Source organism: Enterococcus dongliensis (genome assembly GCF_031927985.1).
Lineage (GTDB): Bacteria > Bacillota > Bacilli > Lactobacillales > Enterococcaceae > Enterococcus_A > Enterococcus_A dongliensis.
This window is the reverse complement of sequence record NZ_JARPZC010000001.1, coordinates 209,048-231,716: the sequence shown is the minus strand read 5'-3', so window position 1 is coordinate 231,716 and position 22,669 is coordinate 209,048. Positions and strand designations below refer to the sequence as shown.

The 22,669-nt window shown below is 35.5% G+C and carries 21 protein-coding genes, 1 pseudogene and 1 other annotated feature; of the genes and pseudogenes, 20 read left to right on the top strand and 2 right to left on the bottom strand.

All coding sequences use genetic code 11. The annotated features are described in order from the left end of the window. Positions 1 to 251: 251 nt before the first annotated feature. The 10 genes from P7D84_RS01120 to P7D84_RS01075 are packed head-to-tail and all read left to right on the top strand — an operon-like array spanning position 252 to position 8,924. Positions 252 to 1,133, top strand: a complete 882-nt coding sequence (locus tag P7D84_RS01120) for a carbohydrate ABC transporter permease (RefSeq protein ID WP_311804743.1) — start codon at positions 252 to 254, stop codon at positions 1,131 to 1,133. A 14-nt stretch (positions 1,134 to 1,147) separates the two neighbouring features. Then, the gene (locus P7D84_RS01115; RefSeq protein ID WP_137603926.1) at positions 1,148 to 1,984 is read left to right on the top strand and encodes a carbohydrate ABC transporter permease; all 837 of its coding nucleotides are present in this window, start codon (positions 1,148 to 1,150) and stop codon (positions 1,982 to 1,984) included. Between the two features lie 17 nt (positions 1,985 to 2,001). After that, the gene (locus P7D84_RS01110) at positions 2,002 to 3,342 is read left to right on the top strand and encodes an ABC transporter substrate-binding protein (RefSeq protein ID WP_137603925.1); all 1,341 of its coding nucleotides are present in this window, start codon (positions 2,002 to 2,004) and stop codon (positions 3,340 to 3,342) included. Between the two features lie 48 nt (positions 3,343 to 3,390). Then, positions 3,391 to 3,843: a NanQ anomerase/TabA/YiaL family protein gene (locus P7D84_RS01105; RefSeq protein WP_311804742.1), complete on the top strand. Its 453-nt coding sequence runs from the start codon at positions 3,391 to 3,393 to the stop codon at positions 3,841 to 3,843. 34 nt (positions 3,844 to 3,877) lie between these two features. Continuing rightward, entirely contained in the window at positions 3,878 to 4,723 is an 846-nt protein-coding gene (locus tag P7D84_RS01100; protein ID WP_311804741.1) for a MurR/RpiR family transcriptional regulator, read from the top strand. An 18-nt stretch (positions 4,724 to 4,741) separates the two neighbouring features. After that, a complete protein-coding gene (locus tag P7D84_RS01095) occupies positions 4,742 to 5,392 on the top strand; it encodes a DUF624 domain-containing protein (protein WP_311804740.1) in 651 nt (216 codons plus the stop codon). 4 nt (positions 5,393 to 5,396) lie between these two features. Continuing rightward, on the top strand, positions 5,397 to 6,107 hold the full coding sequence (locus P7D84_RS01090; protein WP_212741286.1) for an N-acetylmannosamine-6-phosphate 2-epimerase: 711 nt from the start codon (positions 5,397 to 5,399) through the stop codon (positions 6,105 to 6,107). A 10-nt stretch (positions 6,108 to 6,117) separates the two neighbouring features. Further along, positions 6,118 to 7,038, top strand: a complete 921-nt coding sequence (locus P7D84_RS01085; protein WP_137603921.1) for a dihydrodipicolinate synthase family protein — start codon at positions 6,118 to 6,120, stop codon at positions 7,036 to 7,038. A 15-nt stretch (positions 7,039 to 7,053) separates the two neighbouring features. Next, a complete protein-coding gene (locus tag P7D84_RS01080; RefSeq protein ID WP_311804739.1) occupies positions 7,054 to 7,947 on the top strand; it encodes an ROK family protein in 894 nt (297 codons plus the stop codon). 2 nt (positions 7,948 to 7,949) lie between these two features. After that, positions 7,950 to 8,924: an acetylxylan esterase gene (locus tag P7D84_RS01075; RefSeq protein WP_137603986.1), complete on the top strand. Its 975-nt coding sequence runs from the start codon at positions 7,950 to 7,952 to the stop codon at positions 8,922 to 8,924. Positions 8,925 to 9,231: 307 nt separating this feature from the next. Here P7D84_RS01075 and P7D84_RS01070 read toward each other — a convergent pair whose 3' ends face one another. Further along, on the bottom strand, positions 9,232 to 10,989 hold the full coding sequence (locus P7D84_RS01070; protein ID WP_311804738.1) for an ABC transporter ATP-binding protein: 1,758 nt from the start codon (positions 10,987 to 10,989) through the stop codon (positions 9,232 to 9,234). Continuing rightward, the gene (locus tag P7D84_RS01065) at positions 10,989 to 12,710 is read right to left on the bottom strand and encodes an ABC transporter ATP-binding protein (RefSeq protein ID WP_311804737.1); all 1,722 of its coding nucleotides are present in this window, start codon (positions 12,708 to 12,710) and stop codon (positions 10,989 to 10,991) included. Before P7D84_RS01065 ends, P7D84_RS01070 begins: the two co-directional genes overlap by 1 nt. A gap of 225 nt (positions 12,711 to 12,935) precedes the next feature. On the opposite strand from P7D84_RS01065, the gene P7D84_RS01060 reads away from it, so the two are divergent. The 10 genes and pseudogenes from P7D84_RS01060 (at position 12,936) to P7D84_RS01015 (ending at position 22,669) form a co-directional block, all read left to right on the top strand. Beyond that, positions 12,936 to 13,721: a putative ABC transporter permease gene (locus P7D84_RS01060; protein WP_311804736.1), complete on the top strand. Its 786-nt coding sequence runs from the start codon at positions 12,936 to 12,938 to the stop codon at positions 13,719 to 13,721. A gap of 189 nt (positions 13,722 to 13,910) precedes the next feature. Further along, on the top strand, positions 13,911 to 15,092 hold the full coding sequence (locus P7D84_RS01055) for a 3D domain-containing protein (protein ID WP_311804735.1): 1,182 nt from the start codon (positions 13,911 to 13,913) through the stop codon (positions 15,090 to 15,092). 446 nt (positions 15,093 to 15,538) lie between these two features. Then, entirely contained in the window at positions 15,539 to 15,964 is a 426-nt protein-coding gene (gene spx / locus P7D84_RS01050; protein WP_137603915.1) for a transcriptional regulator Spx, read from the top strand. A gap of 154 nt (positions 15,965 to 16,118) precedes the next feature. Further along, positions 16,119 to 16,360 (top strand) — a binding site (T-box leader). A gap of 93 nt (positions 16,361 to 16,453) precedes the next feature. After that, positions 16,454 to 17,215 (top strand): aspartate/glutamate racemase family protein, encoded by a 762-nt coding sequence (locus P7D84_RS01045; protein ID WP_311804734.1) that lies wholly within the window; start codon positions 16,454 to 16,456, stop codon positions 17,213 to 17,215. Positions 17,216 to 18,470: 1,255 nt separating this feature from the next. Continuing rightward, positions 18,471 to 19,253 (top strand): YveK family protein, encoded by a 783-nt coding sequence (locus P7D84_RS01040; protein WP_311804733.1) that lies wholly within the window; start codon positions 18,471 to 18,473, stop codon positions 19,251 to 19,253. Between the two features lie 14 nt (positions 19,254 to 19,267). Beyond that, positions 19,268 to 20,026, top strand: coding sequence for a CpsD/CapB family tyrosine-protein kinase (locus tag P7D84_RS01035; protein WP_311804732.1), 759 nt, complete (start codon positions 19,268 to 19,270; stop codon positions 20,024 to 20,026). A gap of 88 nt (positions 20,027 to 20,114) precedes the next feature. After that, complete coding sequence (locus P7D84_RS01030) at positions 20,115 to 20,831, top strand: sugar transferase (protein WP_311804790.1); 717 nt, start codon at positions 20,115 to 20,117, stop codon at positions 20,829 to 20,831. Positions 20,832 to 20,840: 9 nt separating this feature from the next. Beyond that, a pseudogene (cps2T, locus tag P7D84_RS01025) lies at positions 20,841 to 21,758 on the top strand (beta 1-4 rhamnosyltransferase Cps2T); the annotation flags it as partial. Positions 21,759 to 21,866: 108 nt separating this feature from the next. Further along, the gene (locus P7D84_RS01020; RefSeq protein WP_311804731.1) at positions 21,867 to 22,283 is read left to right on the top strand and encodes a glycosyltransferase; all 417 of its coding nucleotides are present in this window, start codon (positions 21,867 to 21,869) and stop codon (positions 22,281 to 22,283) included. Next, a complete protein-coding gene (locus P7D84_RS01015) occupies positions 22,205 to 22,669 on the top strand; it encodes a hypothetical protein (RefSeq protein WP_311804730.1) in 465 nt (154 codons plus the stop codon). Before P7D84_RS01020 ends, P7D84_RS01015 begins: the two co-directional genes overlap by 79 nt.

Sequence of the window (22,669 nt, the reverse complement as noted above, 5' to 3'; positions counted from 1 at the left end):
TTCCTCTCATTTTAATAATAATCTTTAATAAGTCGTTTTGTAAGGGGTTTCTTATACTATTATAGGTGATTACGCGATAAAAAAGAAGATATTTCCTTAATTTGTAAAATAAAAAAAGATATTTCCTTTTTTTGAGATATGTAGTATACTCATTTTGCAAACGAATACAGAAAGCGTTTTCTTTAGAGTGGGGAGGAAGTTAAATAAAATATGTGGAATCAAATTAAGAAAATTAAGGAGGAGTTATTGACGTGAACAAAAAGAAGAAGGTCTTAGGCATTGAAAATCCTTATTCAGGCTATTTATTTATTGCCCCTCAAGTTTTATTGATGATTGTATTTATTATCTATCCAGTTGTTAAAGGATTCAAAATGAGCTTTTATGAATTCTATGGAATGGATTCATATTTTATTGGTTTAGCTAACTTTACTAACTTATTCAATGATCCTATTTTTATTCGATCTATTTTTAATACGGTTTTATTTGTTGCAGCGATAGTCATTTTAACGATTATTTTTGCTTTATTCGTAGCAACAGCTGTTTATGATAAAAATTCAAGATACGTTTCATTTATTCGTGGAAGCTATTATTTACCCGTTATGGTTTCAATGGTAGTTATGAGTATTATTTGGAATTTCTTATTGAATCCATCAAATGGTTTGATTAGTTATGCTCTAGATAATATAGGAATTGAAGGAGTTAATCTTTTAGGAAATACCAAAACAGTTATGCCAGTCATCATTTTTGTCACCTTTGTGGGAAATGTTGGACAAGCAATTATTCTCTATTTAGCTACGATGATTGGATTACCTGAAGATTATTTTGAAGCAGCACAATTAGATGGTGCAACGAGATGGCAGAGGATTCGATATATTTTAATTCCATTAATGAAACCAACAACTGCCTATTTAGTCGTTATTAATATTATTGCTGTTCTAAAAATATTCGTGGTCATTCAATTATTGACAGGTGGAGGTCCAAATAATGCTTCTGTTACAATGATGTACTATTTGTATCAAAATGCTTTTATTTATAACAATACGGGTATTGCCTCTGCTATTGGGGTCTTAATGTTTATTATTGCTCTATTATTAAGTGTGCCGCAGCTCAAGTCATTCATAAGAACGAAGTAATTAGGAGGAGAGAAATGTTAAGAAAATTAGCACGAATGGAAAAGTTTGATTTAGTTACCAACATAGTCGTACTTGTCATCGCTCTTTTGTTTTTACTTCCATTATTTTGGCTACTGACAAATACGTTTAAAACATCAACTGAAATTTACCAAATGCCACCAGATATTTTACCAAAACACTGGTTTTTAGGTAATTTAGAAGAATTATTTCGAGGACAACCTGCTTTCCAATGGATTGTCAATAGCTTCATTGTTTCATTTTTTACTGGTCTCTTAAGTGTTTTGATCTCTGCTTTAGCAGCTTATGGGTTTGCAAAATTACATTTTAAAGGGCAGACAGTTCTATTTTTAGTCGTGATTGCTTCTATTATGGTGCCAAAAGAAACATTTATTGTACCATTGTTTGATGTTGTCGTTAGACTAAATTGGATAGATACTTACCAAGCAATGATTGTTCCTAATTTAGCAACAGGTTTTGGTACGTTTATGCTTTATTCTTATTTTAAAGCGATTCCTGAATCGATTCGTGAATCAGCTAAAATTGATGGGGCAAATGAGTGGACTGTTTTTTATAAATTGATGCTCCCTATCGTTAAACCAGGTTTAGGAGCACTATTTATTTTAAATTTTGTAACAGCTTGGAATGATTACTTATGGCAGTTATTGATGGCACGAAGTAAAGAGATGAAGACTTTGACGATTGGAGTTGCTAGTTTGCAACAAGATGTGAATCCTAATATTGGTCTGCGAGTTGCCGGAGCCGCCATCGCAGCATTACCTATGATTCTGATTTTCTTCTTGTTTCAGCGTTTCTTTACAAAAGGCGCAACAGCTGGAGCAGTTAAAGAATAATGAAAGGAGAGAAATCCATGAAAAAAGTAATCATTGCTGTAGTAACGTTTTGTTTAGCGTTGGTTAGTCTTTCAAGTTGTGCTTCTGAAGAAAAAGCAAGTAATGAAATTGAAGTATGGCTGACACCACAATGGCAAGGAACTTATAGTGCTGATGAAAAAGGTGCTGACTATGATAGCTTCTTTAAAACAGCAGTTAAAATGTATGAAAAAGAGCATCCAGGAACAAAAATTGATATTCAGGTGATCCCAGGGGATGAACGTGATAGCAAACTTAGCGTTGCTACACAAACAAATACATTACCGGATGTTTTCTTTGAATCAAGTTTTGCTATGACTAACTATGCTCATCAAGGGCTACTGGAACCATTTAATTCAATTATTGATAAAAAGAATAAAGCAGATATTTCTGAGGCAATTTGGGATAACGTAAATATCAATGATAAAACATATTTTTATCCTTTTGCGCAAAATCCTGGCATGCTCGTCTATAATGCGGACATGTTTAAACAAGCCGGGTTAGAAAAATATATAGCTGGGAAAGATGCTATTGCAAATTGGACAATGGAAGATTTCAAAACAGTGCTAACTGCGCTCAAGAAAAATAATGATAAAGTCTCTCCATTTGGCTTTTACGCTAAGAATAATCAAGGGGATACTTGGAATATGATGTATCTCAGAATGTTTGGTAGTAGTTTTTATGATGAAAGTGGTCAATTGAATGTCAATGATAAAAAAGGAATCGCTGCACTTGATTTTATCAAAGAATTAAATACAAAAGGGTTGATTCCATCGGGTGCTGAATCACTTTCGAGTAATGACGTGAATGCCATGTTCCAAAATCAACAGGTAGGTATTAGTTTTGCTAATGCAGTACTTTATGAGGGCATGCTAGACAATATGAAAGGCGGTTCTTTAGATAAATTTGATATTCGTTTAGCTAATATTCCAAGTATGGATGGACCGCAATCCTTTACGTATGTTCTGGGTTCTGCAGTTTTTAATACGAATGGGGAAGAGCGAATGGAGTTAGCACAAGACTTCGTTAAATTCTATTCTGAAAACCAAGAATTGGTAAAAGCGAGCATGAACTTTTTACCGGTAAGGGAAAGTGTTATCGCAGAGGAAGCAGATACTTTACCGCTACTTCCAGCATATGTTAACAATGATCAATATGTGATTAACTTTTCAAATAATACACCTGGCTATTCGGAAATCAGAAATGCATTATTTCCAGAAATCCAAGCGACCTTGACTGGAGAGAAATCTTCTAAAGAAGCACTAGATTCTTTTGTAAAATCTGGAAATAAAGCAATTGATACCGGCCTGCGACGTTCAAAGGCGCTCAACGATGACTAGAAAATAATTACAAGTTTAAAAGAAACAGGTACTGAAAGGAAAGAATCTATGATTTATGATAAGTTAGAGAATTTAAATACCTATACGGCGCTTCATCCGAATTTAGCGATAGCTAGTCAATTTCTAACTGGAGTAGCAGAGGAGTCCACTCTAATTTCTGGGAAGAATCCTATTTTAGAAAATCAAGTTTTTTTGATGAAGCAAATGAATAAGTTAACTAGTAAAGCATCGTCAGCTTTTGAATACCATCAATGTTATGCTGATCTGCATATCGTCACAGAAGGAGCAGAACGAATTAGCTATGGAAGTGGAAGAATAAATAGTATCAAGGAGTTTGATGAAACCAACGATTTTGGTTTGGTCTCATGCAGTGAGCAAGTTAGTTTTGATTTAAAACCAGGTTATTTCTTACTTTTTTTTCCGAATGAAGCACATCAACCGGGAAAAATTTCAGTGGGAGGGAATCTTGTAAAAAAACAAGTAGTGAAAATTTTAATTTAATGATAGATTAATCAGGGATAAAGGGGGGAGAAAAATGCCAAAAGAGATGAATTTAGTCTTAGAAATACAAACTAGATATAACGAGCTGACAAAAGCAGAAAAGAAGATTGCTGATTATATTCTTCAAAACAAACAAAAAGTGATTTATATGTCGATTACAGAATTAGCGAATGTTTGCGATGTCGGGGAGACAAGTATTTTTAGATTTTGTCGAACACTAGATTTTGGTGGCTATCAGGAGTTTAAGATGCAGTTGTCTTTATATCTTGCATCTAATGAAAACACAGCTGAAAAAAGGGATGTAACATATGATGTAGATTTTGAAAAGGAACGACTAGAGTATCATCTAGCAGTTCTTAGAGAAACGCAACAACTATTAGATCAAAAAAATGTGATTGATATTGTCCAATTTATGGAAAAAGCTGAATCAATTTATTTCTTTGGTGTTGGGGGGAGCCTACAAATGGCACAAGTTATGTGGAGTAAGTTTCTTCGTATTTCTCCTAAAGTAAGGCTGATAACAGATTCGCATATGCAGGCGATAACAACGTCTATGATGACTGAAAAAGATTTAATTTTTTTAGTTTCTTATTCAGGAGCATCCAAAGATGTTGTCGATATTGCTGAAATTGCTAAGAGCGTAGGGGCCACAGTAGTAGGTATCACACGTTATCAAAAATCCCCGCTGACAGCTTATACAGATGCAGTTTTGCTATGTAGTAGTCAAGAATCACCATTAGCAGGAGGAGCAATGACGGTACAGATGAGTCAGCTCTATTTGTTAGATATCTTGTACCATACTTATTATGAACGCAATCGAGCAAGTAGTTTGACCAATCAACAAAAAGGCGCAAAAGCTGTTGCAGATAAATTGTATTAAGACTAAGGAGGTATTCCCATGAGGACGAGAGGGAAGGAAGAAATAGTAAGTATTTTTGATATGGATAGTAGATTGACCAAAAGCCTTTCTGGGCTTTACAGTTTATTTATTTTGAATGTCCTATTTATTATTTGCTGCCTTCCTGTCGTAACAATTGGGATTGCCCAATGTAGTCTTTATGCCAGTATTCTAGAAATAAAAAATGGAAATACTCAGGCTCCCTTTGTGATTTATTGTGATGCCGTCAAAAAATATGGAAAAAAAAGCTTTTCCTTAGGTCTGATTGAATTATTTGGTATAGGTGTCTTTTACCTCGACTGGCTAATTATTAATTTAAGTCATAAAAATTTTTCTTATAACCTAAAAGTCCTATATTTTGGTATCGGTATTTTATTATTAGTAACTCTTTTTCATGCGATACCAATGAGTTTGGGTTACAAAAAATCCTTAAAACATCTAATAAAAGAAAGTTTTATCGCAGCGAGTCTTAATCTTGTACCATCTTTTATTTTGCTAGCGGGGGCCTTTGTTCTTTCAATATTATTTAATATAAGTGTATTGGTAACAATGGCTTTATTTTCGTTCTTTTTAGTTATTGGATTTTCATGGGTAACGTATTTTCATGTGTTGCTGATAGAGCAGAATAATAAATATAAGAATGAGAGTTAAAAAAATGATCGGAGGAAGTTACTTGGATAAGAAAATTGCCAAATTAAAAGGAAAATTGATTGTTTCATGTCAAGCTTTGCCAGATGAACCGTTACATTCATCTTTTGTTATGGGTAGAATGGCGGTTGCCGCAGAAATTGGTGGGGCAGTTGGCATTCGTGCAAATACTAAAGAAGATATTATTGAGATTAAGAAAAAAGTTGATCTACCGGTTATTGGGATTGTAAAACGTGATTATGTGGATTCGAAAGTATATATTACTCCGACAATCAAAGAAATTGATGAATTAGTTGAAGCTAAATCAGAAATCATTGCTTTAGATGCAACAATGGATGAGCGACCAGGAGGAAAAAATTTAGAGAGTTTCTTCCATGAAATCAAAGAAAAATATCCAAATCAGTTATTAATGGCAGACTGTTCTACATTAGAAGAAGCGTTATTTGCCGATCAGTTAGGATTTGATTTTATCGGAACGACATTAATCGGTTATACAGAACAAAGTCAATCGCTCGAAGTAGATGCGAATGATTTTGAGATCATTAGAGCTATTTTAGCACAGGTGAAACATCCCGTGATTGCAGAAGGAAACATCGATACTCCGGAAAAAGCAAAACGTGTTCTAGAATTAGGCTGCTTTAGTGTTGTCGTTGGTTCAATTATTACTAGACCACAAGTAATTACCAAACGTTTTGCTGAAAAAATTAATGAAAAGTAGGGGGAAGAATATGAGAGATTTAACTAAATATGAAGGCGTTATCCCAGCATTTTATGCTTGTTATGATGAGCAAGGGGAAATCAGTCCTGAAAGAGTTCAAAAACTAACACAATATTTTATTGATAAAGGTGTTAAGGGTGTATATGTCAATGGTTCTTCAGGTGAATGTATCTACCAAAGTATCGAAGACCGTAAAATTGTTTTAGAAAACGTGATGGAAGTCGCTAAGGATAAATTGACCGTTATTGCACATGTTGCTTGCAATAGTGTAAAGGATAGTATGATTTTAGCTAAACACGCTGAAGATTTAGGAGTAGACAGTATTGCTGCAATTCCACCGATTTATTTCCACTTGCCTGAATATTCAATTGCAGAATATTGGAATTCAATCAGCGCAGCTGCTCCCAATACAGATTTTATTATTTATAATATTCCGCAATTGGCTGGAGTAGCGTTAACGCCAAGTCTTTATGCTGAAATGTTAAAGAATCCAAATGTGATTGGCGTAAAAAATTCCTCTGTTTCTGTCCAAGATATTCAAACTTTTGCAGTACTTGGAGGAGAAGAACATATTGTCTTTAATGGACCGGATGAGCAATTTTTAGGCGGTCGTGTGATGGGCGCAAGAGCTGGGATTGGCGGCACGTATGGTGTGATGCCAGAATTATTCTTACAATTAAATCGGCTGATCGAAACCAAAAAGCTGACAGTAGCTAAAGAACTACAAAATACGATTAATGAAATCATCACTTTGATGGTATCTGGACATGGAAACATGTATTCAGTAGTCAAAGAAATTTTACGCATAAATGAAGGGTTTTCAATCGGGGATGCACGTTCACCACTGGCTTCGATTAATGATGATGATCGTGAAACTGTTCAAAAAGCTGCGGAGTTGATTCAAGCAACGAAACAAAAATTTTGCCACTAAAATCGAGGTAGAAGAATGAAAAAATATGTAGTGATTGATATCGGTGGGACCATGATTAAATACGGTCTCGTTGATGAAGCAGGAAATCTACTTGAAAAAGCCAAACGGACAACGGAAGCAGAGCTTGGTGGTAGAGGGATTATGGCAAAGGTTTGTTCAATCATTGATTCTTACCAAATGAAATACTCATTAGCAGGAATTTGTCTGTCATCAGCGGGTATGGTTGATCCAGAAAAAGGTGAAATCTTTTATTCTGGTCCAGCAATCCCCGATTATGCAGGGACTAAATATAAAGAAGTACTAGAAGCGAAATACTTACTCCCTTGCGAGATTGAAAATGATGTGAATTGCGCTGGTTTAGCTGAAGTATTTTCTGGTGCAGCTAAGAACAGTAAGATTACTGTGTGTTTGACAATCGGAACAGGAATTGGCGGCAGCCTATTAATTGGTAATCGATTGTTTCATGGATTTAGTAATAGTGCTTGTGAAATCGGTTATTTAAAAATGGCAGATTCAACGTTCCAAGAATTAGCATCGACAACTGCATTAGTCGATTACGTATCAAAAGGCCAAAAAATAAATACTGAGCAGTGGGATGGGTACCGTATTTTTGAGGAAGCTAAAATGGGAAATCAGCAGTGTATTGCAGCAATCGATCGAATGGTTGACTACTTGGGTCAAGGAATTGCAACAATTTGTTATGTGATCAATCCAGAAACGGTCGTCTTAGGTGGCGGAATCATGGCTCAAAAGGAATATTTAGCGAGAAAAATTGAAACAGCAGTAAATAAACACCTATTAAGTAGTCTAGCGACTAAAACTAAAATTACATTTGCCCATCATGAAAATGATGCTGGACTTTTGGGTGCATATTATCATTTTAGAAATCGTCATACAGAGGATGATTAATGATGATTGAAACGATGACTATCGAAGAAATGATGAACTATACAGGTCGTCAAGATCCGCCAATTGATATGGATAAATTCTGGCAGAATGAAAAGAATAAAGTCAGCACTTTAGCTAATTATCATCTTGAAAAAAAAGCCTTTAATCTTGATTTTGTGGATTGCTATGAATTGACTTTTACAGGAACAAATGGTTCACAGATTTATTCTAAATGTTTATTTCCAAAGGCAGTTGATAAAGTACCGACACTTTTCTACTTCCATGGTTATCAAGGTCAAAGTCCTGATTGGACAGAGAATTTAAAATATGTTTGTGCAGGTTATGGTGTAGTCTGTATGGATGTTAGAGGTCAAGCAGGAAGGTCTCAAGATTTAGGGTTATTTGATGGAATGACAGTTAAAGGCCAAGTAATTCGTGGGGCAATTCAAGGAAAAGAAACACTTTTTTACAAAGATGTATATTTAGACATTTATCAATTAGTTGAAATCGTGGCATCATTAGATTTTGTAGATGAGACTAACTTAATGAGTTGTGGTGGATCACAGGGTGGTGCCCTAGCATTGATATGTGCAGCATTGAATGAGAAAATCAAGAAAACAGTAGCGATTTATCCTTTCTTATCAGATTTTAAACGGGTATTGGAGTTAGGAAACCATAGTGAACCATATGACGAATTATTTAGGTATTTTAAGTTTTCTGATCCATTTCATAATACAGAAGAATTTTTTTTATCTAACTTATCTTATATTGATGTAAAAAATTTTGCTTCTAAGATCAAATGTCCAGTCTTAATGATAACAGGATTGGAGGATGACGTTTGTCCTCCGTCAACACAATTCGCAATTTATAATCGAATACAAACAGAAAAGGAAATAAAAATCTTACCAGAATATGGGCATGAAGCAATGAATGTTAAAGTAAATGACTTAATTTATGACTACTTAATTGGTTCAACTATTATAGATGTCTTTGAATAAAAAGAGTAAATAAGAACACAGTAGTCGAGAGAATCCAGCTCTTTACAGATTTCTAAGTTATTAATTCAATGATTGAAGGACGATGTAATTATAATTAAACAAAGAAACAATCAATTTATATAAAAAGGACTGAATCTCAAATTTTGAGAGCCAGTCCTTTTTGACGTACTAAATAATAAGATCTCAGGGGAAAATCTATCAATATCAAGCTTCTATCTGTGTGTTTTAGTCTAAAAGAGAATCACAAAAGAATTATTAAGTACAAGACATCATTAGCATGTGTATTGATGTTTTTAAGAAAAATGATTTAATTCAGTGAAAACTGAGCTTGATACAATTTTTTATAATAGCCATCTTTTTCTAGCAAGGTTTGATGATTACCAATTTCCACAATTTGTCCGTGATCGAGGACAAGGATTTGATCGGCATTTTGGATTGTTGATAAACGATGAGCAATGACAAAACTAGTATGATTGTTCATCATGGCAAGAAATGCCCGCTGGATTTTTTGTTCGGTCAATGTATCAACAGAACTAGTTGCTTCATCAAGGATTAACATGGCTGGGCGGCTGATCATGGTTCGAGCGATGGTCAACAATTGACGTTGTCCGTCAGAAAGTTTGATCCCAGCAGCACCTACGATTGTGTCTAACTTATCAGGTAAGCGTTGTACAAAATCATACATGTAGGCATCATTTAAAGCAGCATAGATTTCTTCATCGGTTGCTGATTTGCGACCGTAACGAAGATTTGCACGCAAGCTGCTGTCCATCAACCAAGTTTCTTGCAAGACCATCCCGAATTGTTGGCGTAAGCTATCCCGGGTAAGTTTGCGTATGTCCGTACCATCGATGGTAATCTTTCCTTGATCTACTTCGTAAAAACGCATCAACAAATTTACTAACGTTGATTTACCTGCGCCCGTTTTTCCAACAATAGCAATCGTTTCACCGGGTTCAACAGTCAAGTTAAACTCTTCAATCAATCGTTGATCTTTTTGATAGGAAAAGGACACATGATCAAAAACGACTTTTCCTTTAGCTTCAGTCAAGGCTAGTGCGGTTGGAGCGTCAGCTTGTTCAATCGGTTCTTTCAGCAATTCAAATGAGCGATCAAGTCCGGCGATGGCTGTTTGTATCTGGATCGTGATACCAGAAAGTTCGATAAAGGGTTTGGTGAACTGACTGGAATAAATGGTAAAACTAGAGATGATCCCAATCGTAACACCGCTATTAGTTTTTAAAGCTAATAATCCACCGACTAGTCCAACCATCAAATATGCTAGATGGTCAACAAAGCGCGATGAAGGATTTGTGATGGCTGAAGCAAATTGTGCTTTTTGTCCTCGTACATATAATTCTTGATTCAATGCTTCAAACTGTAGTTGATTTTGAGTTTCTCGCTGAAAGGCTTTGACGATTTTTTGATGACTAACCATCTCTGTAATAAAGCCTGAAATCGAGCCGACTAATTGTTGTTGGCTTGTAAAGTATTGCTGTGAAGTACGAGCAACAATATAGGTCAATAAAAAGATGATTGGTGTTGCGACTAAGACGACTACAGTCAACATCGGACTAAGATGCAGCATAAAAACGAAAGCCACCAAAACAACAGTCATACCAGAGAATAATTGGTTGAAAATCGCGGAGATGGCAGTAGAAATATTATCCATATCATTAGTGAATCGGCTGACAATATCGCCTTTTGAGCTTTGATCATAGTAACTTAAGGGCAATTGATTCAAATGTGTGAATGTTTCTTCCCGCAACTTGGCGACAGAGTCAAAGGCGACCGTATTTCCTAAGCGTTGGATGAGGTATTGGCTGACGACGGTCACTAAAAAAATTCCGATGAACAATTGCAGAATTTGAAAAAGGTGATCAAAATCAACGGTTCCTTGATTAACCATCTGATCGACGGCTACCCCGATATAATAAGTCATCAGAACTGAAGTGACTCCGCTAGCAATGCCTAAAAGGATTGCAGCGGTCAATTCTTTTGGATACGCTGATAGGTAAGGTAGAAATAATTTTAACGACTGAAAAAGATTCTTTTTAGTGAGCATTAGCTGGCCTCGCTTTCTGCTTGAGATGCGACTAATTCTTGGTAAAGTTCAGAAGTATTCAACAACTCTTCATGAGAACCTTGAGCAGAGATTTTTCCGTTGTACATCAATAAGATGGTCTCAGCTGATTGGATTGAACGCAAACGCTGAGAAATAATGATGACGCCGCAGTCTAGTTCTTGCTTCAATGCTTGGCGCAACTCTAGGTCTGTTTGATAATCCAAGGCAGATAGAGAGTCATCTAAAATCAAAAGTTTGGGTTTGCGAATCAAGGCACGTGCGATTGTTAGACGTTGACGCTGTCCACCGGAAAAATTTTTCCCATTTTCTAAGATGGGAGTGTCCAATCCGTTTGGTAAATGTTCAACGAACTCACTAGCTTGAGCAGTTGCTAAGGCTGCCCAGCATTCAGCATCAGAAGCATCTTGTTTTCCCCATTGTAGATTTTCACGGATTGTCCCGCTAAATAAAACTGCTGTTTGAGGCACAAGTGCGATAGCTGAGCGTAAGTCATCCAATGCCCAGTCTTTGACATTGCTGCCTGCAAAATGGATTGCTCCAGCAAAAGGGTCGTAAAAGCGTGGAATCAAGTTAATCAATGTAGATTTTCCGCTGCCGGTCGCTCCAGTGATGCCAAGAATTTTATTTTTTTCCAAAGTGAATGAGATATCTTGCAAGGCCAATCCAGATTTTTTCGTGTAACGAAAATCTACGTGATCAAATACAACTAACGGTGCGTGTTCGATTACTTGGTGAATCGTTCCAGTATCGATTAATGATGGGTCGGTCGCAAAAACTTCGTTGATTCGATTAGCCGATGCAGCTGCGCGAGTGAAAAGAATGACTAAATTTGAAACGACAATCAAAGCTAAAAGCATCTGGTTCATATAATTGATCAAAGCTAGGATTTGACCTTGTTCTAAATGCCCCAGATTTACTTTGAAACCGCCAAAATATAACAAGGCGACAACGCCGGCATTCATAATCAATGTCGTACTAGGGGAAAGTAAGGCAGAGATATTTGCGACTTTTTGATTTAATCGTGAGATTTCTTCTGTTTCTTCAGTAAAATGGGCTGTTTCTGTCTTTGTACGAGCAAAAGCCCGAATGACTCGGACGCCGCTTAGATTTTGGGTAACTAGTTGGTTTAATTGATCCAATTTTTGCTGAATTTTTTTGTAAAGGGGGACAGAATAATGAATGATCAAAAAAAGGACCAGACAAAAAATCGGCAACAAAACCAAAAAGATAATCCCCATCTGCCAATCAATATAAAAGGCCATGATGACCGATCCAATACTTAAAAAAGGCGCTCGAACGACTAGGCGAATCAACATCGCCAAAGCATTTTGCATTTGATTAATGTCATTGGTCATTCGAGTGATTAAAGTATCTGTACCAAAATGGTTCAGTTCGTTGTGGGAAAAACGATTGATTTTTTCCATCAAACGATTTCGCAAAACTGTCCCGAAACCTTGAGAGGCAATCGAAGCGTAATATTGACAGATCAGGGCACAAATCAGCCCGATAATCGATAATCCTAGCATAGAAAGAGCCATTTCAATTACTTTTTTTTGATCATGTAAAGCGATGCCTTCATCGACTAAGCGTGCCATAAACAAAGGCAAGATCAATTCAAAGACGGCCTCTAGGAATTTGAAAAAAGGCCCTAAAGTGATTTCTTTTCGATAATTTCTGGCATAACGTAAAAGTTGAAACATATAAGTTCCTCCAATAAGTGCTAATAAGCAAAATAGAATTGCTTCTATTGTAACGTATTTGTCAACCGAATCTGAAGATGGTGTTTTAAAAAGTGGGAAGAGATAACTCGTGTGATTTAAAAGAGTGATCGAATTTTGAAATTTTTTAGTTTTATTAATTAGTTGCTGTACTAGCATTTTCTGCTCATCCATGGAATAATTGAGCTGAGGATTAGGAGGAATGACATGGAACAGGTTTTTACAAATGTCGTGCTATTGTTTTTTTGCTATTCATTTATCGGCTGGTTATGGGAGACAGTCTATTGTTCGATCAAAGCCAGGCATTTCGTGTATCGCGGGTTTTTATTAGGGCCTATCACACCAATCTATGGTTTCGGCGTTGTAGGTGTGTTGTATTTGATTGAACCGTATCAACAAAATATCGTCTTACTCTTTTTCTTAGCCCTGATTTTAGTGACGGTCTTGGAGTATCTGACGAGTTTTTTGCTAGAGAAAATATTTCATTTAACGCTGTGGGACTATAAGGATGTTCCATTGAATATTAATGGACGCATAGCCGTACCGGTATCGCTTTTTTGGGGAGTAGCATGTGTGTTTATTGTTCGCGTTTTAAATCCCTATTTGATGCATTTGATCACTGGTTGGCAACAGCGTTTTGGGCTGTTTTTGCCTATGATCTTGTTGATGGTCATAAGTTTTGATCTAGGATTCACCTTAGCGAATCTAGCTTCATTACGCCAAGCGATGAACAAGATGAGTACAACAATCCAGGACAAAAAAGAACAGGTGCAAGCTGATCTTGGCGAGTTGAAAGTTGCGGCGGAAGAGCGATTGCAAAATCACCAATGGTTGACTGAAATCAAAGAACAACCAGAGTGGCGTAAACAATTACCTAAGTTGAATTTTCAAGAACGCCGCTTTTTGACTAGTTTTCCCAATATGAAGTCTAAGGAAATAAAGAGTCCTTTAACAGAAATTCGGCAATTAGCTAAAGAGTTGCGAAAGAAATAATCTGCTGAGATATCTGAAAAAAATCGTCCCCCAGACTTGGGTGGACGATTTTTTCGCTGATTCCTATAAAATGATCTACATCTTACAAGAAACTACTTCATTTTGTAATGAATTGTAATACAGTTGAAACAAAAAGTCGCTTTTTTTCTCGTATAATAACGAAGGATAAGTAGAAAGGTGGACGTTTAAGTGAAAAAGCAAATGTTTGGGTTCGTTGCCACGCTGTTGTTGGGGGCTAACATACTTTTACCAGTCTTTGCACAAGCAGAGTCTCTCAGTGATTTAGACAAAAAAGAATCTGCAATCGTTCGTCAAAGCGATAAAATCAGTGGAGAATTACAATTGGCATTAAATGATGTCAACGAGAAATATCAAGAAGTCAATGACATTCGAATAAAGATCAGCCAAAATGAGGCGACTTTGAAAAAAACCAAAGCAAACATTATCGAAACTGAACAAAAAATTGAACAACGTAAAGCAGTAATCGCCGAGCGAATGAAAACAGCACAAGTTAATAATAGGACTGATCGCTCAATCGAGGCGCTATTGGAAGCGAAAGATCTAGGTGAATTTTTGAATCGTGCGTTTGTGATGTCTGTAATCCAAAATGCAGAAAAGACTAAAGTAGCTAGTTTGGGTGAAGCTAAAGATCAATTGACTGAGTTAAAGGCTACTCAAGAAAAAACACAGAATCAATTAAAAAAAGATAGTCAAAAACTTGAGGCTGAAACAGCCAAATTAGACAATAAAATGGCAAATTTAAAACAAGAATTAGCTGATAATAAAACAAATTTAGCAAAAATCAGCCAAGCAAAAGAAGTTGAAACAGCCAGACAAGCTGCTGAAAAAGCGCAAAAAGCTCAAGCGGCAAAAGAAGCAGCTGAAAAAGAGGCAGCCGAAAAAGAAGCGATAAAAAAAGCAGCTGAAACAAAAAAAGCCTCACAAGCTGTCAAAGCTCAAGCTTCTTCACAGCCGGCTAAAACGACACCGTCAATTTCAAGTTCACAACAACCTGCTGCAAGTACCAGCGAACAACCAAAACCAGAACCAGCAAAACCAGCTGTACCAAGTACACCAACGACTTCTGGCCGTACATTGCAAATGGAATCAACAGCCTACTCTTGTGCGGAATCAGTTAATACGTATTTTACTGCAATGGGAATTGACTTACGCCAAAATCCTCAAGTGGTAGCGGTGGATCCAAGCGTTATTCCATTGGGATCAATGGTAGAAGTTTCCGGTTACGGTATTGCAATCGCTGGCGACACTGGTGGTGCGATTAAAGGAAATATCATTGATTGCCATTTTTCAACAGTTGAAGAATGTATTCAATGGGGACGTCGTTCAGTCACAGTGACTGTTATCAGTTAAAAAGACAGAAAAAATATCCGAACTAGATATAGTGTGTTTACTGCAGAAGTGACACGTATATCGTTCGGATATTTTTTTATAGTATACCTTTTTGCTAAGAAACAAGGCAGATGAAATGATAGACATACTAACATCATAGTTACAATCATCTTTTTCACGATCAAAGAAATTATTGAGTAAGCATTATCTAAGTTATTACTATTGTTATTTCATTATTTTTTATTAGCGATTAAAAATCGCGGTGCTAACTGAATCATTTCAAAATGGAACGGTATTTTTAATGGAAAAAACAGTAGTTTAAATTATTTAAATATCATTTTTAGTTATAAAATATTATTTTAGGATATTTAATTAATATTAATTGGTTAACAAAATGAGAAAAATACGGTATCGTATTCGGTATAGAGCAATTTTAAAATAAATTATTCGGAAAGGTGATAGATAAAATGATCAAACTATATATTTCAGCTAGCTGCACCTCATGTAGAAAGGCAAAGGCTTGGCTAACAGAAAATAACTTATCTTTTGAAGAACGCAACATTATCTCTGATCCATTGACGAAAGAAGAAATCAAAATGATCCTTTCTATGACTAAAACAGGCACAGATGAAATTATTTCAACCCGCTCAAAAGTATATGAAAAATTAGCGATTGATTTTGATGAATTATCATTTAATGAACTGGTCGAATTAATCGAAAAATACCCTAATTTATTGAGACGGCCGCTAATTTTTGACGAGACCAGATTTCAGGTGGGGTATAATGAAGACGAAATCCATCAATTTACTCCGCGAGAGATTCGCAAAATCACATCAAAAAATATGGCGAAGTTTTTATTGTATTTAGATATGCAGAAAAAAAGCCCTGCCTAAAGACAAGAATAGGAGCTGGTGGACTATTAAAGGTACACCGGCTCCTATTATTGTACTTCAGACTAAAAATGAACGCCATAAATCAGTGATCCGAATATAAAAAGATATTGACTTTATCAAAGATAACGAGTATTCTTTAACAAAATTATAAAATGGTTAAACTGTGATGAGATAAGTAATGATGTAAAAATTTTAGAGAGCCTCTGATTGGTGAGAAGAGGTATTTGCACGTCATGAAAATGGTCTTGGAGTGATAGTTATCAAGAGAATATTCTCGAAATACTACGGGTTCACCCGTTATAGTGATAGGTTATAGTTTTTTTGTAGCCAATGAGTTGCTTGCCTAATAGCAAGTATTGAGGTGGTACCGCGATAAGTCGATTTGTCGTCCTTGATTTGTTTAATACAAATCAAGGACTTTTTTAGTATACAAATAATCATTTTATAGTCATATGACTGTTTATTGTCTTTTAATTGAGGAGTGATTGAATGTTAAAACATAGAAATATCAGAACAGAAAAAGACTTGCAAGAGAATCCGCAATTCTTTCCATCACCTTTTTCAGGTTATCCAATCGGAATCATTACGGTGAATTTGGATTATCCCAAGATGCCTGGCAATGTCGCAAACGCGACAACTTTTGATTTCCCTGTACTGTATGAAGTTGTTGATTTTGAGATTGAAGAATTATTTGAAGGAAGCAAAGAAATTGAACAGCAGATTATTCAAGCCGCTCAAAAACTAGAAAAAAGAGGTGTACGAGCAATCGTTGGCGCTTGCGGCTACTTCGGTCATTTCCAAGAAATCGTAGCTGAATCCGTGGCTATTCCGGTCTTTCTTTCTAGTATAACGCAAATACCGATTATCAAATTAGGACTTAAAAAGAAGCAAAAGATCTTAGTATTAGTTGCAAGCGGAAAAGATATAACAGCAGATTTTTTCCAGGCATCGGGAGCTAATTTATCTGATTGTATCATTCATGAGATCGGATCATTAGAAAGTTTTGCACCAATTCGCTGGGGCAATTCAAATTTGGACAATCAACGCTTGGAAAACGATTTGGTGGAGGTCGTTTTAAGTGAATTGGCGGAGACCGACACTATTGGAGCTATTTTATTAGAATGCAGCGATTTACCGCCATATTCATATGCTATCCAACAAGCAACCGGCTTACCGATATTTGATTTTATTACACTCATCCAGTGGGTTTATGCAGCCGTGGTCCAAAGAAGATATTTGGGTTATTTATAAAAAAATAGACATCTATAAAACTGAAATATCTTAATAAATGTGATAATTTATCCTTGCAAACATTGACCTAGTAGTTAAAAGACCCACTGATTGAGTCCTATAATAAGATAGTGAACCCGCTCAAATAATCAGCAGTAATTGAATGATTCATTTATCAGGTGATGTATCTCGAGATATCAATAGTTTAGTCATGTGCATTATCAGCCAAGACATGCAGTTAAGTTTACCAAAACAGGTGAGCAAGCTGAACAACGGTTATCCTTTTTGGGTTTGGTTGTAATGAGTGCTACAAGTATATTAGGTTTATTGAAAAGAACAAAAAAATATCAGGAAACAAGAATTAAATAGTTAAACAGGAAAAGCTGATGCTCACGATATAGTGAGTGTCAGCTTTTTTGTTCCTTGAAATAGTATTAATTTCGGTAAAGTGATCGTTTGAAAAAATTACACAATTAATTCGTTTTATTACAACTAAGTATAGAAATAAATTTAAATTGTTCATTAGACTTTTTGGAGCAGAAAGATTAAGTGTGTTTTTTTATAAAAAGATTAAAGAGATTGATTTGTATTTTTTTATGGAAAATGTCTTAAAAGTGAATTAAATAGCAATTATACAAATGGAAAAGTAGATTTATCATTGTTATTTGGCTGCGATAAATCGGATTTGTTAATTAGAAGATCACATTGGAATCATCAATCTTCTCAACAATCAATCGCAATCAAAATATAGGGTAGAAACTGTATAACTATGAGTTTATTTAGAGAGTTTTAACCAAGAAATATATGGTAAAAACCAATCAAGATGGTCACGGTAGTAATAAGTACAAGAAGATATCTTGTTAAAAAAGTTGTTTCATTCGGTAGTATCATAAAAAATGACAAGTTATTTTAAGGCTAATGATAGTTTATATAAATAGAATATGATAAATTATATTATAAATAATATGATTAGATGAAAATTAAATTAGTAATTACGTTGTTTTTTTAATAAATAGCAAGTATACTAAGTTGTAAGAATAAATATTTCTTTAAATGATATAAATATATTTATGAATAACAATATAAATAATATTCATTATAATATTTTTGATCAAAAAGTAATGCTGTTTCAAAGTCTTGATTGAAAAAATAGCAATCGATGGTACCAACAAGTTTTTACACAATCATTGTCAGATGTAATTGTCTTGCTACGGATTTTGGCTCAAGTTTTTATAGGATCAGCGGAACAAAAAAATTGATTTGCGGAGGAGAAAACATGGAAGAGACAGTCAGTTTAGAACAAATATTTCTGATATTGAAAAAGAAAGGTCTGTTTATTGCCCTCGTCACAATTATTGGAGTCGCACTTACAGCAGGAATCACTTTTTTTGTACTAACGCCTAAATATGAATCCTCAGCACAATTAATAGTACAAACAAAACAAACGAACGATGTTTATGGAAATTTGCAAAATAATATTAGTGGAAATGTACTGTTGATCAACACATACAAAGATATGATCAAAGACGACATTGTCATTGATGCTGTTCAAGAAGAATTGAAAAAAGAATACCAATACAACTATAGCAATAGTCAGTTAAAAGAAATGATTGAGATCGAACAAGCGGAAAATTCCCAAATGTTTCGAATCATTGTGACATCTACCAAACCGCGCAGTGCAGCAATCATTGTCAATACTACTGCAGAGATATTCCAAGAAAAAGCCGAAGAGATCTTAGCAATTACTGAGGTATTCATTACCTCTAAGGGAAATATCCCAACTGAAGCGGTTTTTCCTAATAATGGATTGAATCTGATAGTAGGAACCTTGCTAAGTTTGATCTTGGGTATGGGGTTGGCTTTTTTGACAGAATTATTCAACAAGACAATCAAAGACGAACGAGTCATCAGAGATGTTTTAGAATTGCCGCTTTTAGGTCAAGTATCTGAGTTCAATAAAAAAGATCTGCTGTATAAGCGTAAAAATGAACAATCACCTGAAGAAAATAAGATTCTGAATGATTTAGTGGTTCCTAACTGCAAACAGAAACGAGTATAAGGAGTGGATGAAAGATGGTAAATAAAAAGAAAAAAGATTCAACAGTTAACTTAGTTTCAGAACTCAATCCTTTTTCAGCCATTGCTGAACAATATCGGAAGATTCGAACCAATATTGAGTTTTCTTCTGCAGAGGAAAAATTCAATTCATTGGTAGTAACATCCTCAAGTTCTTCAGAAGGAAAAACGACAACTGCTGCGAATTTAGCGGTCGTTTTTGCTCAAGCTGGAAATAAAGTGTTATTGGTAGATGCGGATTTAAGAAAACCAAACGTAGCTTTGAGTTTCAAGGTTCCAAACGTCAATGGCTTGAGTGATTACTTAGTAGAAGAAAATTTAGTTGATGATACTTTTTCAAACATTATCAATGAAGGAGAAACGCTGGCACAAAAAAAAGAAAAAATGGAAAGCCAGTTGATTGAAACGGAGATTGAGAATCTTTATTTATTGCCAAGCGGACCGACACCGCCAAATCCATCTGAGTTATTACGTTCAATGCGTATGCAAAAATTAGTCGATCGGTTGACGGATTTGTTTGATCTTGTAATTTTTGACATGCCCCCGGTGGTTCCTGTGACTGATGCTCAAATTATGGCAACTTATGTTGACGGGACGATTTTAGTAGTGCGTGAACGAGTGACGGAAATGCGTACGATTTTAGAGGCAAAAAAATTATTGGATACAGTTCGAGCGAAAATTATCGGAGTGGTCTATAACGGAAAGAAAAAAGGCAATGAAGCATATTATTATTATGGTCCCGATGCAGGCAACTAACTAGTAATTCGACCATGTGATCCGCATACCAAAGGATAAAAAAGTCACACTTTGCGTTCTCAAAATAATTTGTTGGGGGGAGTCAATGATGAAGAGTAAGAAACCCTATAGAATCACGAAGAGTTTGAAAACTCAGATTCACGTTGATCGCAGGCAGTTTAAACTGAGTTGGCTAGACAAATCAAAAATCGAACACAAAAAAGGTTATGACCGGATCAAACGGATCATCGATGTCGTTTTAGGATGTTTGGGACTTATTTTTATTTCACCTATCATGCTATGGATTGCGTATAAAGTATATAAAGAAAATCCTGCTGCTTCGGTGATCTTCTCACAACGGCGCATTGGTCAAAATGGTCAACCATTCACGATGTATAAATTTCGTTCAATGTGTGTCGATGCAGAGGATCAATTCGGTGATCTTATGCATAAAAATGAAATTAGCGGGGCTATGTTCAAGATGAAAGAAGATCCTAGGGTCACTGAGTTTGGTAAATTTATTCGTCGAACTAGTCTAGATGAATTGCCGCAACTATTCAATGTCATCAAAGGTGATATGAGCTTAATCGGCCCACGTCCACCGCTAGAAAGAGAAGTTGCAGAATACACCCGTCAGGATATACAGCGTTTGCTTGTCAAACCCGGTTGTTCTGGTTTATGGCAAGTTAGTGGTCGCAGCGAGATCCAATTTAAGGAAATGGTGAAACTCGATATGGAATATATCAAAAAGCGGAGCTTAGGGTACGATATTTCTTTGATTGCTAAAACGATAAAAGTAATCTTAAAAAGAGATGGCGCCTATTAAGGAGTTTTTATGGGAGAAAAAAAACAGCATGTTTATATTATTGGTTCAAAAGGAATTCCCGCAAAATACGGTGGATTTGAAACGTTTGTTGAAAAATTAACGGAATATCAATCAAATGAAAAGATTCAATACCATGTCGCTTGCATGGCTGAAAACTCAGCTAAATCAGGTATTAATGGTCCTGATTTTGAGTATAACGGAGCTAAATGTTTCAATGTGGCAGTTCCTAATATTGGTCCGGCAAGAGCAATCTATTATGATATTGCAGCGCTAAAGCAAGCAATTCGATTAGCCGAAGATAATCAGGATCATCAACCTATTTTTTATGTTTTGGCTTGTCGAATCGGTCCATTTATTGGCAAATTGAAACAACAAATCAGTAATTTAAATGGTAAATTATTTGTCAATCCAGATGGTCATGAATGGAAGCGGGGAAAATGAAGTTATCCAGTGCGGCGTTATTGGAAACATTCTGAACGACTAATGGTAAAACATGCGGATCTATTGATTTGTGACAGTCAAACAATCGAAAAATATATCCGTAATGACTACCATCGATACCATCCAAAAACTACTTATATTGCGTATGGGACGGACTTAGAAAAATCAAAGTTGACTGCTTCTAGTCCAACAGTCCAGGCTTGGTTCACTCAAAAAAAAGTCCAACCCAATAATTATTACTTAGTTGTAGGCAGATTTGTGCCTGAGAATAATTATGAAACGATGATTCAAGAATTCATGCAATCGGAGACTAAGAAAGATTTCGTTTTGATCACAAATGTTGAGCAAAATAAGTTTTATGATCGGTTGAAAAAACAGACTCAATTTGATCAAGACCCTCGCATCAAATTTGTTGGGACTGTTTATGATCAAGAGTTATTGAAATATATTCGACAACAGGCTTTTGCTTATCTGCATGGTCATAAGGAAATATAAATAGATTGTTTGAAACAACAGCACCAACAAATCCAATCGCGGAACGTTTTTGTTGGGATTATGTCATTGATAAGTATGAGGAGCATTTAGGAGGGTAGTATGCTGTATATCGGAATTGTTTTATATAACTCATTAATCGAGCATTCCAAGATTTTAACTACGGATATCAATGGGATTGATTGTACGATTATTTTTTCAGACAACAGCGATATTGAAACGATTAGGAGAAAGAATCAACGCTATGCAGAAACAAATGCTATCCAATACAAGAATAACAACGGGAATATTGGGTTATCTAGAGCTTATAATTCTATTTTAAAACAACTACCCAAAGACAATAAAGAAGATTATCTCATGTGGCTTGATGATGATACGGAGCTGTCGACTCTTTTTTTAAAAAAATCATGGCGGGAATCAAGCAAGGGTATGACATCATTTTGCCAAAAATCGTGGGGCAAAATGGTATTATCTATTCCCCAAATGAACGGGGGGCGATCAAAAATAAACTGGTGTTGAATCAAAATGACCAGATTGATTTTAGCAAAATCAACGGGATTAATTCTTGTTTGACTATGAAACTCACACTATTTACTTCCTTTGAATACAATGAAGCACTTTTTTTAGATCAAGTAGATCAATTGTTTTTTGATCACATGCGGAAGAAGTCGATTGATTATTTGATTATTGATCACACAATTAAGCAAAATTTTAGTCAAAGAAATCCAATTAGAAAGCAGGAATATTTGACTAGATTTTCTATCAGAAAAAAAGACGTCTTACAATATGGTCGAGTTAGTCCAGCTAGCAATATTGTCTGTAGCAAAATCAAAATTTTACTACTGGGCATTCAACTAACTATCAAGGCGAAATCTGTTAAATATTTGTTTGAGGCGATTAAATAA

Coding starts and splice junctions, on each gene's coding strand:
- P7D84_RS01105 (WP_311804742.1), top strand. CDS start 3,391: ATGATTTATGATAAGTTAGAGAATTTAAATACCTATACGGCGCTTCAT.
- P7D84_RS01075 (WP_137603986.1), top strand. CDS start 7,950: ATGATTGAAACGATGACTATCGAAGAAATGATGAACTATACAGGTCGT.
- P7D84_RS01115 (WP_137603926.1), top strand. CDS start 1,148: ATGTTAAGAAAATTAGCACGAATGGAAAAGTTTGATTTAGTTACCAAC.
- P7D84_RS01065 (WP_311804737.1), bottom strand. CDS start 12,710: ATGTTTCAACTTTTACGTTATGCCAGAAATTATCGAAAAGAAATCACT.
- P7D84_RS01030 (WP_311804790.1), top strand. CDS start 20,115: ATGAAGAGTAAGAAACCCTATAGAATCACGAAGAGTTTGAAAACTCAG.
- P7D84_RS01090 (WP_212741286.1), top strand. CDS start 5,397: ATGATCGGAGGAAGTTACTTGGATAAGAAAATTGCCAAATTAAAAGGA.
- P7D84_RS01040 (WP_311804733.1), top strand. CDS start 18,471: ATGGAAGAGACAGTCAGTTTAGAACAAATATTTCTGATATTGAAAAAG.
- P7D84_RS01085 (WP_137603921.1), top strand. CDS start 6,118: ATGAGAGATTTAACTAAATATGAAGGCGTTATCCCAGCATTTTATGCT.
- P7D84_RS01020 (WP_311804731.1), top strand. CDS start 21,867: ATGCTGTATATCGGAATTGTTTTATATAACTCATTAATCGAGCATTCC.
- P7D84_RS01110 (WP_137603925.1), top strand. CDS start 2,002: ATGAAAAAAGTAATCATTGCTGTAGTAACGTTTTGTTTAGCGTTGGTT.
- P7D84_RS01035 (WP_311804732.1), top strand. CDS start 19,268: ATGGTAAATAAAAAGAAAAAAGATTCAACAGTTAACTTAGTTTCAGAA.
- P7D84_RS01080 (WP_311804739.1), top strand. CDS start 7,054: ATGAAAAAATATGTAGTGATTGATATCGGTGGGACCATGATTAAATAC.
- P7D84_RS01100 (WP_311804741.1), top strand. CDS start 3,878: ATGCCAAAAGAGATGAATTTAGTCTTAGAAATACAAACTAGATATAAC.
- P7D84_RS01070 (WP_311804738.1), bottom strand. CDS start 10,989: ATGCTCACTAAAAAGAATCTTTTTCAGTCGTTAAAATTATTTCTACCT.
- P7D84_RS01095 (WP_311804740.1), top strand. CDS start 4,742: ATGAGGACGAGAGGGAAGGAAGAAATAGTAAGTATTTTTGATATGGAT.
- P7D84_RS01045 (WP_311804734.1), top strand. CDS start 16,454: ATGTTAAAACATAGAAATATCAGAACAGAAAAAGACTTGCAAGAGAAT.
- P7D84_RS01060 (WP_311804736.1), top strand. CDS start 12,936: ATGGAACAGGTTTTTACAAATGTCGTGCTATTGTTTTTTTGCTATTCA.
- spx (WP_137603915.1), top strand. CDS start 15,539: ATGATCAAACTATATATTTCAGCTAGCTGCACCTCATGTAGAAAGGCA.